We start from the raw sequence: 13,262 nt of genomic DNA, 5'->3' as shown, positions 1-13,262 counted from the left end.
GCCCTTCTCCTGAGGTGGTTACTCCTTCGCGTCGCCGCGGGCGAAGATGCTCGCCACGAAGTTCAGCACGTCCGTGGAGCAGATCTCGCAGTAGCCGTAGTTCTTCATCATCCGGTCCTTCACCAGGTCGATCTTCTCCTGGGTCTCCTTGTCCACGACGGAGGAGACGAGGTTCTTCAGCTTGATGCTGTCCTTCTGGTCCTCGAACAGCTTCAGCTCCAGCGCCTTGTGCAGCCGCTCGTTCGTCCGGTAGTTGAAGGTCTTCCCCTCCACCGCCAGCGCGCCGATGTAGTTCATGATTTCGCGGCGGAAGTCATCCTTGCGGCTGTCGGGGATGTCTATCTTCTCCTCAATCGCACGCATCAGGCGCTCATCGGGCTCTTCGTAGAGGCCGGTGTACTTGTTCTTGACCTTCTCCTTCTGGGTGTAGGCCTTGATGTTGTCGATGTAGTTGCCGCACAGCTTGCCGATGGCGTCCTCGTCGGCGGAGATGGCGCGCTGGACCTCGTTCTTGACGATGTCCTCGTACTCCTGCTTCACGGACGTGAGCAGCTCCTTCATCCGCTTGCGCGCGTCCTCGTTGCTGATGAGCGAGTGCGTCTTGAGACCCGCCTCCAGCTCGTTGAGGACCATGAAGGGGTTGATGCAGCCCTCGCCCTTGTCGCTCACCAGTGCGTTGGAGATCTTGTCCTGGATGTAGCGCGGAGAGATGCCCTCCAGGCCCTCCCGGTTGCTCTCCTTGCGCAGCTCCTTGATGTTGTCTTCGGTGAAGTTGGGGAGCGTCTTGCCGTTGTAGAGCTTGAGCTTCTGGAGGAGGGAGAGGTTGTGCTTCTTGGGCTCCTCCAGGCGGGTGAGGACGGCCCACATGGCGGCCATCTCCAGCGTGTGCGGGGCAATGTGCTTGCCCTTGATGGCGCGGGAGTTGAAGTCCTTCTCGTAGATCTTCACCTCCTCCGCGAGCTTGGTGATGTACGGCACGTCAATCTTCACCGTGCGGTCACGCAAGGCCTCCATGAACTCGTTGTTCTCGAGCTTCTTGTACTCAGGCTCGTTGGTGTGGCCGAGGATGACCTCGTCGATGTCCGTCTGCGGGAACTTCTTCGGCTTGATTTTGTGCTCCTGCGACGCGCCGAGCAGGTCGTAGAGGAACGCGACGTCCAGCTTGAGCACCTCGACGAACTCGATGATGCCGCGGTTGGCGATGTTGAATTCGCCGTCGAAGTTGAAGGCGCGCGGGTCGGAGTCGGAGCCGTACTCGGCGATCTTCCGGTAGTTGATGTCGCCGGTGAGCTCGGTCGAGTCCTGGTTCTTCTCATCCTTGGGCTGGAAGGTGCCGATGCCCACGCGGTCCTTCTCGCTGAAGATGAGCCGGTGGACGTGGATGTGGTCCATCACCCGGGCGAAGTCACCGTGGTACTGCGTCATCAGGTCCTTGAAGACGAAGCGGCACGCGGGGCACAGCTCGGAGCCGTCGGGAATCGTGTGGCCGGACTCCGGCGGGGAGATTTCCGCGTAGACCTTGGGGCGCCACTCCCGGGGAACGAGGTTGAGGGGCTCCTCGTTCATGGGGCACTTCATCTTCTCCTTCACGGTGGTGCCATCCGGCAGCTTCTTGTCGGTGGTCCAGGAGAAGGTGTATGCGGCGCCTTCGGGCGTCTTGGAGTAGTCCTCCGTGCCCTTCTTGAGCAGGCGGGCGATGGTGGACTTGGAGGAGCCGACGGGGCCGTGCAGCAGGATGACGCGCTTCTCGGTGCCGTAGCCCTGGGCCGCGGACTTGAAGACGTTCACCAGCTTCATCAGCGGCACGTCCAGGCCGAAGATGGCGTCGCGGCCGCCGAACTTCTCGTCGCTGAAGAAGTGGTAGCGGATGAGCTTCTTCTTGTTGTCGATGTACTCCGTCTTCCCGTGGCTGAGGATCATGTCGTAGATCCTCTGGAAGGCGGTGCGTGTCACCTTGGGGTTCTTGCGGACGATTTCGAGGTAGTCCTCGAATGAGCCCTCCCAGGTGAGCTCCGCGTAGGTCTTCGCGTCCTGGAGCGCGGCGATTCTGGAGACCCACGAACCCTTTTCAGCGTCCCTCATGTCTCTCCCTCGGGGGCCGTCCAGGGGTGCGAAATGTTCACACCCGAGGGGGCCAGAATGGTGAACCTGGAGGGCTGGATTGCCATTCCACAACCATCCCGCCGAGGTCCCAGGCACGACAGCCCTGCAGCCAATTCGGGACCCCGCCGCGGAATGGGACCGCGCGTTACGCTCGTGTCAGGGGCAGGACGCCGACCAGGCGCGCCCCCTCCACGGGGTGAAGAGGCAGAGGTGATTATAGGGCGGCGCTGGCGAGGGGGTAGGTGCCCCCCCCGAACGCGAGGGGTATTGAACGCCTGAAGGGTTTTCGGGCGCCCGCGGAAGGGCCAACTGTCCGCTGGTTGTGGGGCGGCGTCTCCGTTCGCTCCACATGTCGGCGTCAGGGTTTGCGTTCGTGCGAGGAAAGAGCGGCAGCCAGGCGGGCGACCCGGGCCTGGAGGGTGATACCTTCGCCCATTTGCGTACGGTGGGCGGGCTGGAAGAAGACGCACGCGCGGTGAGGCTCCGGGCGTTTCGGGGCGGGCTTCGCTGAGGGTGAAGTCGCTGGGAGGGCGAGGGCGGCGGAAGCGGGGGTCGCCAGCTTGGCTTTGTGCCGTGCCTGCGTATCCTGCCGCGCGTCATGGCGACCGCACCTACTCCTGTCTCCCACCCTTCGTCCCCCGTGCCGAGCCTCGCGGCGGTCCCCACCCCCGCGCACGAGCCGAGCACGCGCTGGCTCGTGGGGATTCTGCTGGTGGTGGCCCTGTTGCCGCGGCTGGTGGTGTTCTTCCTCAACGAGAATCTCTACGGCGACGCGGTGGTGCGCACGGAACTGGCGGAGCGCTGGCTGCGCGAGCCGCACCTCATCACCGCGTACGGGGATGGCGCGTACCAGTTCGGTCCGCTGCACCTGTACCTGGTGGGCGTGGCCCTGTCGGTCTTCGACAGGGAGGTGGCGGGGCGCGTGGTGAGCCTGCTGTTCGGCGTGCTGTCGGTGGTGCCGCTGTTCGCGCTGACGCGGCGGCTGTTCGGCTGGCGCGAGGGTGTGGTGGCCGGGCTGGCCTTCGCCGCCTGGGGCATGCATCTGCAGTTCTCCACCACGGCGGGCAGCGAGGCGGTGTCGCTGTTCTTCATGCTGGCCGCCTTCGCGCTGTACGCGGAAGCGGTGGACGAGAACCGCTTCGCGCCGCTGTTCCAGGCCGCGCTGATGCTCAACCTCGCGTGCGCGCTGCGCTACGACGCGTGGATGTACATCCCGCTGCTCTGCGTGGCGTTGGTCTTCAGCAGCCAGGACAAGGTGGCGGCGTTGACGCGCGCGGTGGGCTTCGGGCTGGCGTGCCTGCCGTTCCCCTTGCTTTGGATGCAGGGCAACGAGCTGATGCACGGCGATCCGTTCTTCCCCGTGAAGGCGGTGGAGGACTTCCATCGCAACTGGGTTCTGTCCTCGGCGGGTTCGGGGGCCGCCATCGGGTGGCGGGTGCAACAGCTGTTCTTCTGGCCCGGGGTGGCGCTGCTCACCCTGTCGCCGGGCGTGGCGTTGCTGGGCATGGTGGGCATGGTGAAGGCGTGGAAGGCGCGGCCGGACACGCGCTGGCTGGTGGCGGCGGCGGTGGTGCCCACCGCGTACTTCACGTTCCGCGCGGTGGTGCTGTTGAACTTCGTGCCGCTGGGGCGCTTCACGGTGACGCAGTTGGTGGTGCTGCCGGTGTTCGTGGCCTTCGGCTTCGCGGCGCTGGTGGGCAGCAAGGGCGAGGGGCTGCGCAAGGCGGTGGTGGGCGTGACGGCGGTGCTCGCGGTGGCGCTGCCGGTGGCCATGGGCCTGTTCACCTTCCACGCGGAGGGGCGGCTGCAGGACTCCTTGCGGCCGGTGAGTCCCACGTCGACCAACCCGGTGCCGGTGATGCGGGTGGCGGACTTCGTGAAGGAGCAGGTGGCGGCGAAGGGGGGCGCGGTGGCCCTCGACGACGACCCCAGCTACATGGACCTGCAGGTGGCCTTCTTCTCCGGGCTGCCCGAGGAGCGCATCGCCCGCGTGCGCTGGGACACCTTCCGCAAGCGGCTGGCGGAGGCTCGGCCGGAGGTGTTGGTGCGCTTCGACCAGGGCTCGCTGGTGAAGGACCCCGGCGTGAAGCTGGAGGGCCGCACGCTGACGCTGGATGGCGTCGGCTACGAGGAGGTCGAGGGGTTCATCGCGCCGCTGCACGTGTACCGGCGCCGCGAGTAGGGGGGCCTCAGGGCTTGCGGGGCGCTGCTTGCTGCTTGCGGAAGAACTCCACCTGCCACTGCTTCACGAGCGCCTGGTGGCAGGCGTAGGTGGGGCAGAAGAGGTGCGTGCCGTCGTTGCGTGACACGAAGAAGAGGTCCTCGCAGGCCATGGGCGCGAGCGCGGCCTGGAGCGCCGCGGCGCCCGGGCTGGCGATGGGGCCCGGAGGCAGGCCCGACACCCTGTACGTGTTGTACGGGTGCGGCGTCTGGAGGTCCGCGCGGGTGAGGTTCTTCGTGAAGACGCCGCGCAAGAGGCGCATGGCGTAGAGCACCGTGGGGTCCGTCTCCAGGCGCATGCCCTTGCGGAGTCGGTTGTGGAAGACGCAGGCGATGCGCGGACGCTCCTCGGGCGCTCCCGTCTCCTTCTCCACGATGGAAGCGAGCGTGAAGGTCTGCAGCAGGCTCAGCTTCACGCCCGGCTGCCTCGCCGCGTCCGCCTTCCCGTATTCCTCCAGCGCTCGCGCCACCATCTTCCCGAGCACGGCCTCTTCGCCTACGCCCTTGGAAAAGGTGTACGTGTCCGGGAAGAGGAAGCCCTCGATGGACTTCGCCGGCACGCCTGCTTCTCTCAGGAAGGCCGCATCGGTGGTGAGCGCTTCGAGCTTCTGGAGGTCGAGGCCGATTCCGGACGCCGCGAGCAGGGGGAGGATTTCCTCCGCGCGCAGTCCCTCCGGCACGGTGAAGCGGTGCAACTTCACCTGTCCGGTGACGATTCTCTCCAGGACCTGGGCCGGAGTGATGGGGCCCTGGAATTCGTACTCACCGGCCTTCAGTCGGGGCCCGAATCCCTCCTGGCGCAGGTAGCGATAGGCCCGCTCCTCGTCCGGCACCACGCCTTGGGCCGCCAGGAGCCGGGCGAGCGCGCGAGGCCCCGTGCCAGGAGCAACGTCCACCGTCACGGGCGCGGGCAGCGCGGAGGGCGTGTCGGCGAAGTCGTCGAGGTGGCGCGCTTGCTGGAAGTACCAGCCTCCCACGCCCGCCGCCGCGAGGACGGCGAGCGCGAGCACGGCGACCAGGGCCTTCTTCACTCCGAGGGTTCCGAATCGTAGTCGTCGTAGTCATCCGCGTGCAGTGCCGTCTCCGGGGGGCGGCGGGCGTCCAGCCAGCCCTGGAGGATGAACTGCGCGGCCACCTGGTCGATGACCTCCTTGCGGCGGGCTCGGCTGACGTCGGCTTCCAGGAGCGTGCGGGTGGCGGCCACGGTGGACAGGCGCTCGTCACACAGCTCCACCTGGACACCGAGGGACTGGGCCACGGCGTCCCCGAACTTGCGCGAGGCCTCCGCGCGCGGGCCCTCGGAGCCGTCCATGTTGAGGGGCAGTCCGATGACCATGCGGTCCACCTCGTGCTCGCGCGCCAGGGCGCCGAGGGCGGCGAGGTCCGCCTTGAGCGAGGTTCGTCGGATGGTGGTGACGCCCTGGGCGGTGAGACCCAGGCCATCCGAGACGGCCACGCCGATGGTCTTGGTTCCGAAGTCCAAACCGAAGGTGCGCATGTGCCGGGGACCATAACCGCAATCCTCCGTCGCGGACCGCTCCGTCCGACGTCGGGGACGCGCCTTGCCTGTCAGTCAGGCTAACCGACGGAATTCGCTGCGACGACGTGCGAGCCGTCAGGCGGCATCCTCTCTGCAAACCCGACGGCCCATCGCACGGCACTGCTTCCAACACGCCGCGCGGGAGGGCTCATGGTGGACTTTCTGAAGGGCGCGACGAACCTGCTGGCCAGCCCGGAGGGCACGGCGATGAATGGGGCGGGTGACGCGGGGGGACTGCCGCCCCTGGTTTCCAACTCCATCAAGACGGCGGCGGGCGTCGCGACGGGCAACGTGTTGTTGGCGGCGAGCGGCGTGGTGGGGGTGGCGGAGGACTTGAAGAAGAACCCGCCCGCGAAGACGGAGTACGCATCGGCTTCGGGGGGAGCGGCGGCGAAGGCGGAGGGCTATGCGGCAATCCTGCCCACGGGCACCAGCGCGCTGGACCCGAAGATGCTGGATTACGAGGACGCGCTGAAGGTGCTTGAGGCGAACTTCGACCAGCTGGACCTCGCGGATGGAAAGAAGTCCGGCTCGCTGTCGAAGGACGAACTGCGGCGCGCGGCCAACGACGCGAGCCTGTCCCCGCAATTGCGAAGCGCGGCCCGCTTCCTGACGGAGAACGCGGCGTTGTTCGAGCGGGTGGATTCGAGCGGGCTGCTCGCGCGGTTCATGCCGGTGGTGGGGCGGCTGTACAACGACGACCGCATCAAGCTGTCGGGCGTGCGCTCGGAGCTGAAGCGCGTGGGCGAGGAGTTCGCTCGCTACGGACGACCGGAGCGCCCTCGGACGCCGAAGCCCGAGCCGGAGACGTGTCCGCCCTCGACGGGGACGCCGGGCACGCGCCCTCCCACCACGGGAGGCCCATCGCCGGGCACTCCTTCACCGGGCACGCGTCCTCCGTCCACGGGTGGCCCTTCGCCGGGCACTTCGTCACCGGGCACGGGGGGAGGAACGGGCCCGGTGGGTGGCGGTGGCAAGCCGCCCACGTCGAAGGACCCGGATTTTCGCGAGTACCTCGAGGCGGTGGCGGTGCTGCGCGACAACTGGGGCACGTTCGACACGGCGTCGGGGACGAAGGATGACCGCGTCACGCGCGAGGACATGGCGGCGCTGCTCTTGAGCCCCGCGGCGTCCTCGACGCTGAAGAAGGCCGCGCAGTTCTTCAAGGACAACCCGCTGTACTTCGACCGGCTGGAGATGGCGGCGGGCATCGACGGCCGCGACGGCATCATCGGATTGCTGGATGTGAAGGCGGAGCTGGCACTGTCGGGCGGCTCGAAGACGACGACGTCCCCGTCGAAGGGCTCGAGCGCGCGCTCCATCGTCGACAACCCGAACATGAGCATCGAGGACAAGGTGCAGGCCATCCTCGGCTCCATCTCCACGGAGACGGACGCGGAGATTCTCCAGGTCATGGAAAGCATGGCGAGCGCGGGGGAGGACCGCGCGGCGCTGGGCACGTCGGACGCGGACAAGAAGAAGGCGGCGACGCTCGACGGGAACATGCGCGAACTGGAGCTGCGGCTTCAGCGACTGCTGGAGAAGCGCAAGTCCATGTTCGACCTGATGAGCAACATGTCCGCGAAGTTCAACGAGATGGCGAAGACGGCCATCTCCAATCTGCGCGGGGCCTGAGGAGCCATGGGACGCGTCATCAAACACGAAGGGGCCGAGGCGATGCGGATGGAGAGCGGCGCGGTGCAGCGGATGAAGTCCTTCGCGCGGGGCGAGGCGACGTGGGCGGAGGTGGAGGGGATGACCTTCGAGGAGGCGAAGGCGATTGCGCAGGTGGGATGTGACCTGGCCGCGGCGGGGCGGCTGGAGGAGGCGCGCATCCTCTTCGAGGGCCTGGTGGCGGGGAACCCGAGGGACGCGGGGGCTCGCGCGGCGCTGGGCACCGTGTACCAGAAGCTCGGGAGGCTGGAGGAAGCCATCGCGGAGTACAGCGCGGCGCTGGCGAGGGATGCCGCGCATCCGGTGGCGCTGGCGAATCGGGGGGAGTTGTACCTGCGCAAGGGGGAGCGGCAGGGGTTCACGGACCTCTCCAACGCCGTGGAGGTGGATCCGCACGGTGAGACGGCGGCGGGCCGCCGGGCGAGGGCGCTGGTGAAGGCCATCACCCTGGTGGCGGTGGAGAAGCTGAAGCAGGACGCCCAGCAGCCGTAGCTGGGCGCGGGGGTGGGTGTGGTGCCGCCGGCGCTCGGGGGAGTGGCCCGGCGGCGGCTGTCGGCGGGTGGGCTCGGGTGGAGAGGGAACGGGAAATGGGGGAGCCCACCTGCCGGCCGCTTTTTCGTGTCGCGTCAGGGTTGAGGCAGGTCGGCGAGCCGCTCGCCAATGGGGGGATGGCTCTGTCCCTTGAGGACGACCCAGCGGGGGGGCGCGGGGTCCATCTTGTTCACGCGGGCGGCCTTCACCAGCATGCGGCGGAACGCGTCGACATCGTGGGTGAGGCGCAGCGCGTAGCGGTCCGCCTCGCGCTCGCGCTCGCGAGAGAAGGCCCCGGCGATGGGGCCGCCGACGAGGAGGACGCCGGACAGGAGCAGGGAGAGCAGGGGGAGGGTGCGGATGTCCGCGAAGCGCGTGGTGCCGAACCAGCCCCGCGTGGAGGCGGCGCGCAGGAGTCGGTCGATGGCGAAGAGGAGCGCCACCAGGGCCAGCGAGGAGGCGATGCGGCCGGGCCACTTCGGCTCATGCACATGGCCCGCCTCGTGGGCCACGGCGGCGAGCACCTCGTCCTCGGTGAGCTCCTGCAGGATGATGTCGTTGAGGACGATGGTGCGCGTGGGGCCCTGGCCCGCGAAGTACGCCTGGAGCCGTCGCGAGGCGATGGAGGTCTTCTCCACCAGCACGTCGGAGAAGGCGATGTCCGCCTGGGTCATCAGCTCCGTCATCCGCGTGCGCAAGGGGCCCGCGGGAAGGGGGTGCTGGTCGAAGTAGAGGCGCCCCCGGTACGGGTCCAGCGCGGAGGAGACGAGCAGGAGCAGGGCGACGGGCACGCCCAGAATCCACCACCAGTGGCGCGTGCGACGGGCCAGGCCGTACAGGCCGATGACGAGCGCCGCGATGGCGAGCGCTCCCAGCAGGTGGCCCTTGAGCATGTCCCGGGCGAAGGCGGCCGGGGTGTAGTTGGACATGCAGTGCTGGTGCTCCAGCGAGTACGCGAACCAGATGTCCACCGGCGCGTAGACGAGCTTCACGAACAGGTCCGTCATCAAGGCGAAGAGGACGGCCGCGCCCCAGCCCGACTCACCCCACAGCCGGTCCATGGCGCGAAAGAAGGCGCGGCTGACGGGGGCGGTGCGCAAGAAGCCGAGCCTGCGCTCCATGCCGGCCGCGGCCGCCGTGGCCATGCGGAAGAAGGGGCGGACGAGCACGCCCAGGAGCAGCGCCAGCAGGGCAAGCCGCGCGAAGGGGTCCACCGCGGCCCGGACGTAGTAGGGCAGGTGGTAGGCGTGAATCTCCGCCAGTTGCTCGGGCGTGAAGAGGGGCTCCATGCGAAGTCCCCAGGCTACGCCGCGCGGCCCCTGGCTGCCCAGCCAGGGGTGGTCCACCGGTCTACGTATGGGGCTCCAGCTCGGAGGCGGGTGGGGCGGGGACGGGCTCCCCTTCCGCGTCCGCCAGGAGCAGGGCCTTCACCTTGGCGAGGCTCTCCCGCGTGCGGTCCACGAAGGCGCTCTGCGAGCCGATGCGTTCGGCCGTCTCCAGGGTGCGCTCGTAGATGTTGATGGACTTGGTGAGCAGCACGCGAATCTTCTTCCGCAGCTCCTGTCGGTAGACGACGGACTCCTCGGCGTTGAGCTCCGAGGGCGCCGGTGAGCTCACCATCTGCGCGTAGAGGTCCTCGTACAGCGCGCCAATCTGCGAGCCCGCGGCGGTGGCCCAGTAGCCGTTGCCCACGCGGATGGAGCGCAGGTAGTGCCCCTGCGCGGACAGGAGCAGCTCCGCCTTGTAGTTGAGGTCCTCGGCGAGCTTGTCGGCGCCCTTGGCCGGGTCCAGCTTCACGTTCTCGTAGTGCAGCCGGTACAGCTCCCCCATGAAGAAGTGCGCCTGCGCGGGGAAGTAGTCATCCACCTCGTCCTTGTCGGCCAGGGCCTCGTAGGACGAGATGGCCTTGCGCAGCGTGGCCTCCGCGGCGTCGGTGCGGCCCGCCTCCAGCTCGCAGACGCCCTGCTGCACCCGGGCCTCGATTCGGCGGTTGGCCGGGAGGTCCTCGCGCGCGGCGATGGTGGTCAACACCGCGATGGCCTCGTCGTAGCGCTCCAGGTGGTACTGCGTCTCCGCCACGCGGAAGGACGCGTCCAGCGCGTCACCCTGGCCTTTGGCCGGGTCCGCCAGCTCGGAGAAGCGGTGCCACGCCTCCTCCCACTCCTTGAGGCGCTGGTGGGCGAGGCCCGCGTTGTAGAGAGATGAGCGACGGTGCTGGCTGTTGGGGTGGAAGTCCGCCAACCGGCCGAAGTAGCGCGCCGCCTGCTTGAAGTCGTTGGCCGCGAAGGCCGACGTCCCCCCGGCGAAGAGCTCCTCGTCGTTGAGCTTGTCCAGCTCCAGGTCCGCCGTCACCGTCACGGCGTCGAACTGGAGCTCCTGCTTCGGGCCTGACTCGGAGGCCTCCGGACGCGCGGCGCTGCCCGTCGTCCGACATCCGGTGACGCCCAGCCCCAGGGCCACTACCCACCACCAACGGCTGACCGACATGTACGTCCGCTCGCTTCCCGTCACGGAATGCGCCTCCTGGCCTTGCCGCCTCAGGACAACGCACCGTCCCTTGGAGTTCCCACCGCTCAGGTGGGCGCGCCCAGTTTAATGCGTCCCCCTGTTTCGTGCCGCCCCGGCTGGCCGCCTCCCGGGCGGGCCTGGCCGGGTGCTCGGTCCAGACCTCAGAAGGTGTCGTCGCCGAGCAGGAAGCGGCCCGTCTGCCACAGGCTGGTGATGTCGTGTACGTCCAGTCCGAAGCGAGGCACCTGAATCAGGGGGATGCCCGGGCAGGCGGCCTGGAGCTGGGCGATGCCGCGTCCATCCTGCTCGGCCAGGACCTGGAGCTCGCGCAGCGTCTCCTCCACCTTGGCGCGCCGGGTGGGCGTCAGCGTGGCGGCGTCCGCCCACATGGCCTCGGTGGGCAGCGGGTGGACGCGATTCACCACCAGCGCCACCACCTCCATCCGGTGCTGCTTCAACAGGGTGTTGAAGTGGATGGCCTCATCCATGCGCTCCGGATGCGGGCTCGTCACCAGCACGAAGCCCGTGGTGGCGTCCTCCAGAAGGGCTCGCACGCCGCGCGCGCGCTCGCGGAAGCCCTCGTTCATGCCGGACAGCGACAGCATGAAGCTGGACAGCTCCTGGAGCATCTCCGTGCCGGTGAACTTGGACAGCGCGCGCAGCACGTAGCCGCTGCGGTTGAACAGCGACAGGCCGAACTTGCCTGCCTTCAGCGCGGGGGCCAGCAGCCACTTCGCCGCCTCGTTGTCCAGGAAGTCGAGGACGCGGTTGGGCGCGTCGAGGAAGTCCAGGGCGTGGGCCGTGGGCGGTGTGTCGAGCACGACGAGCTCGTACTCGCCCTTGCGGCGCAGCTCCCACACCTTCTCCATGGCGATGTATTCCTGGCTGCCCGCCAGGGCCGTGGAGAGCGACTGGTAGAAGCGGTTGGCGAGGATGCGCTCGCGCTGGTCGGGCGGCGCGACGCGGGTGATGAGGTCATCCCACGTCTGCTTCATGTCCAGCATCATCGCGTGGAGGGACGCGCGGGCCGTCACGCCCAGCGGCTCCAGCGCGGAGGACGGCACCTGCGTCTCCGCGTTGCCCAGGGCGGACAGGCCCAGCGAGTTGGCCAGGCGCTTCGCCGGGTCGATGGTGCACACCAGGCTGCCGCGGCCGTCCACCGCCGCGCGCAGGGCCAGGGTGGCCGCGACTGTCGTCTTGCCGACACCGCCGGAGCCGACGCAGATGAGGACGCGCTTCTTGGCGAGCGCGGGACCGAGGGCCGTCGTGCTCACTTCTCCCCCATCACCAGTGCTTCGAGGTGGCCCATGACCTGTTCAATCGCATCCCGACCGAAGGTGGGGAGGTACAGCCGGGGGACGGTGAACACCGGCGCGTGAAGGTTGCGCTCCAGTTTGGTGCCCGCGAGCACCGTCAGCGACGCGCGGTCATGGTTCGCTTGCGCCACCCGGTGCAGCTCGGGGTGGCCCACCAGCGCTTCCAGGTCCGCCTCCGTGAAGCGCTCCGGGATGGACTGGTTGAGCACCGCCGCGTGCGTGCGGATGTGCACCTTGTCCTTGAGCGCCGCGTGCAGCTCCAGCGCCTCGTTCACCGGCATCTCCTCCGGGAGCGCCACCAGCACCGCCGCCGTCACCGACGGGTCCACCAGCAGGTCTCGCATCTTCTGCGCCTCGCGGGACATGGGCCCCTGAGGCACCGTCTGCACGAGCACGTGCGGCACGCTGAGGAAGGAGATGGCGTGACCGGTGGCCGGCGCGTCCAGGACGATGGTGTCGAAGCGCCACCTGCCGTCGGGGAGCTTCTCCTGCAGGTGGTACATGATCTTCCCCAGCAGGACGAGCTCCTGCAGGGACGGGATGAAGCGCAGGAAGTAGCGCACCAGCCGGTTCTCGAAGACCGTTTTGTAGAGGGCCTCGAAGCGCAGCACCATGAGGCCGTACTCGCGCATGGCCTCCTGCGGACGCACGTCCACCGCCCAGAGGTTCTCTTCCAACAAGGTGACTTCGGGGCCGGCGGCGGGGTGCTCCAGGAAGCGACTGATGCGCTCCTGCGTGTTCACCTCGCACACCAACGTCCTTCGCCCCGCGCGCGCCGAGCGAAGGGCGAGCGCCGCGGCAACCGTGCTCTTGCCCACGCCGCCCTTGCCGGAGACGACCCACAACCGCTTGTCCAGGAGCCCTGCCATAAGAGAGCGGCGAACCGTAGGAATCGTGTCTCCAGGAGTCAACGCGTTTGGCCAAGGGGTGTTGCCCTGCTTGACACGTCGCGTTGCCCCCTCGCAGAGTGCGGCGTCTTTTTCCCGACGTCCTGTTGGCGGGTGTCTCCCGCGCGGGTGAAGCTCCTGATTCCCATGCTCAAGAACAACCCGATGATGAAGAAGCTCGTCGAGACGGGCGAGGAGCGCGTCGGCAAGCTGGCGCAGCAGCTCCTGTCGAACGAGAAGTTCGTGGCGACGGTGCAGACGCTGGTGTCGCGCTCGCTGGCGGCGAAGGGCACGTTGGACAGCGCCCTGCGCTCGGCCCTGTCGGCGATGAACCTGCCGTCCACCGCGGACCTGGAGCAGCTGCGCGCGAAGGTGGATGACCTGGAGCGGCTGCTCGCGTCGGTGGAGAGCAAGGTGGACACCCTGGTGGCGCAGAAGGCGCCGTCGTCGAAGAAGTAAGCACCCGGACCCGAGCCGGGGAGT

At 68.2% G+C, this 13,262-nt stretch carries 11 protein-coding genes; 4 read left to right on the top strand and 7 right to left on the bottom strand.

The features are described from left to right. Positions 1 to 18: 18 nt before the first annotated feature. A complete protein-coding gene (locus HUA76_RS18360) occupies positions 19 to 2,082 on the bottom strand; it encodes a PrkA family serine protein kinase (RefSeq protein WP_141644902.1) in 2,064 nt (687 codons plus the stop codon). A gap of 619 nt (positions 2,083 to 2,701) precedes the next feature. Here HUA76_RS18360 and HUA76_RS18355 point away from each other — a divergent pair. Beyond that, positions 2,702 to 4,285, top strand: a complete 1,584-nt coding sequence (locus tag HUA76_RS18355; RefSeq protein WP_174452990.1) for a glycosyltransferase family 39 protein — start codon at positions 2,702 to 2,704, stop codon at positions 4,283 to 4,285. Positions 4,286 to 4,292: 7 nt separating this feature from the next. Here the strand turns inward: HUA76_RS18355 and mltG are convergent, their stop codons facing one another. Beyond that, on the bottom strand, positions 4,293 to 5,354 hold the full coding sequence (gene mltG / locus HUA76_RS18350) for an endolytic transglycosylase MltG (protein ID WP_174461582.1): 1,062 nt from the start codon (positions 5,352 to 5,354) through the stop codon (positions 4,293 to 4,295). Next, the gene (gene ruvX / locus HUA76_RS18345; RefSeq protein ID WP_141644905.1) at positions 5,351 to 5,821 is read right to left on the bottom strand and encodes a Holliday junction resolvase RuvX; all 471 of its coding nucleotides are present in this window, start codon (positions 5,819 to 5,821) and stop codon (positions 5,351 to 5,353) included. The genes mltG and ruvX overlap by 4 nt, the downstream gene beginning before the upstream one ends. A 192-nt stretch (positions 5,822 to 6,013) precedes the next feature. Here ruvX and HUA76_RS18340 point away from each other — a divergent pair, with 192 nt between their 5' ends. After that, positions 6,014 to 7,498, top strand: coding sequence for a hypothetical protein (locus HUA76_RS18340; protein WP_174461581.1), 1,485 nt, complete (start codon positions 6,014 to 6,016; stop codon positions 7,496 to 7,498). Positions 7,499 to 7,504: 6 nt separating this feature from the next. Beyond that, the gene (locus HUA76_RS18335) at positions 7,505 to 8,029 is read left to right on the top strand and encodes a tetratricopeptide repeat protein (RefSeq protein WP_141644907.1); all 525 of its coding nucleotides are present in this window, start codon (positions 7,505 to 7,507) and stop codon (positions 8,027 to 8,029) included. 134 nt (positions 8,030 to 8,163) lie between these two features. Here the strand turns inward: HUA76_RS18335 and HUA76_RS18330 are convergent, their stop codons facing one another. The 4 genes from HUA76_RS18330 to HUA76_RS18315 form a co-directional block, all read right to left on the bottom strand. After that, positions 8,164 to 9,357 (bottom strand): M48 family metalloprotease, encoded by a 1,194-nt coding sequence (locus HUA76_RS18330; RefSeq protein ID WP_174461580.1) that lies wholly within the window; start codon positions 9,355 to 9,357, stop codon positions 8,164 to 8,166. Between the two features lie 61 nt (positions 9,358 to 9,418). Further along, positions 9,419 to 10,555 carry a tetratricopeptide repeat protein gene (locus tag HUA76_RS18325; protein WP_141644920.1) on the bottom strand — a complete coding sequence of 379 codons (1,137 nt, stop codon included), beginning with the start codon at positions 10,553 to 10,555 and terminating at the stop codon, positions 9,419 to 9,421. Positions 10,556 to 10,737: 182 nt separating this feature from the next. Continuing rightward, a complete protein-coding gene (locus tag HUA76_RS18320; RefSeq protein ID WP_174461579.1) occupies positions 10,738 to 11,850 on the bottom strand; it encodes an ArsA-related P-loop ATPase in 1,113 nt (370 codons plus the stop codon). Next, positions 11,847 to 12,761: an ArsA family ATPase gene (locus HUA76_RS18315; RefSeq protein WP_141644910.1), complete on the bottom strand. Its 915-nt coding sequence runs from the start codon at positions 12,759 to 12,761 to the stop codon at positions 11,847 to 11,849. The genes HUA76_RS18320 and HUA76_RS18315 overlap by 4 nt, the downstream gene beginning before the upstream one ends. Before the next feature lie 165 nt (positions 12,762 to 12,926). Between HUA76_RS18315 and HUA76_RS18310 the strand changes: the two genes are divergently transcribed. Further along, a complete protein-coding gene (locus HUA76_RS18310) occupies positions 12,927 to 13,238 on the top strand; it encodes a hypothetical protein (RefSeq protein WP_141644921.1) in 312 nt (103 codons plus the stop codon). The last annotated feature ends 24 nt before the right edge of the window (positions 13,239 to 13,262 follow it).

The organism is Myxococcus sp. CA056 (assembly GCF_013336715.1).
GTDB classification, from domain to species: domain Bacteria; phylum Myxococcota; class Myxococcia; order Myxococcales; family Myxococcaceae; genus Myxococcus; species Myxococcus llanfairpwllgwyngyllgogerychwyrndrobwllllantysiliogogogochensis.
This window is presented reverse-complemented; position numbering and strand designations above follow the sequence as displayed.

Excerpts from the sequence above, each read along its gene's own strand:
- HUA76_RS18330 (WP_174461580.1), bottom strand. The coding sequence starts at position 9,357 with ATGGAGCCCCTCTTCACGCCCGAGCAACTGGCGGAGATTCACGCCTAC.
- HUA76_RS18325 (WP_141644920.1), bottom strand. The coding sequence starts at position 10,555 with ATGTCGGTCAGCCGTTGGTGGTGGGTAGTGGCCCTGGGGCTGGGCGTC.
- HUA76_RS18315 (WP_141644910.1), bottom strand. The coding sequence starts at position 12,761 with ATGGCAGGGCTCCTGGACAAGCGGTTGTGGGTCGTCTCCGGCAAGGGC.
- HUA76_RS18310 (WP_141644921.1), top strand. The coding sequence starts at position 12,927 with ATGCTCAAGAACAACCCGATGATGAAGAAGCTCGTCGAGACGGGCGAG.
- HUA76_RS18360 (WP_141644902.1), bottom strand. The coding sequence starts at position 2,082 with ATGAGGGACGCTGAAAAGGGTTCGTGGGTCTCCAGAATCGCCGCGCTC.
- ruvX (WP_141644905.1), bottom strand. The coding sequence starts at position 5,821 with ATGCGCACCTTCGGTTTGGACTTCGGAACCAAGACCATCGGCGTGGCC.
- HUA76_RS18340 (WP_174461581.1), top strand. The coding sequence starts at position 6,014 with ATGGTGGACTTTCTGAAGGGCGCGACGAACCTGCTGGCCAGCCCGGAG.
- HUA76_RS18335 (WP_141644907.1), top strand. The coding sequence starts at position 7,505 with ATGGGACGCGTCATCAAACACGAAGGGGCCGAGGCGATGCGGATGGAG.
- HUA76_RS18355 (WP_174452990.1), top strand. The coding sequence starts at position 2,702 with ATGGCGACCGCACCTACTCCTGTCTCCCACCCTTCGTCCCCCGTGCCG.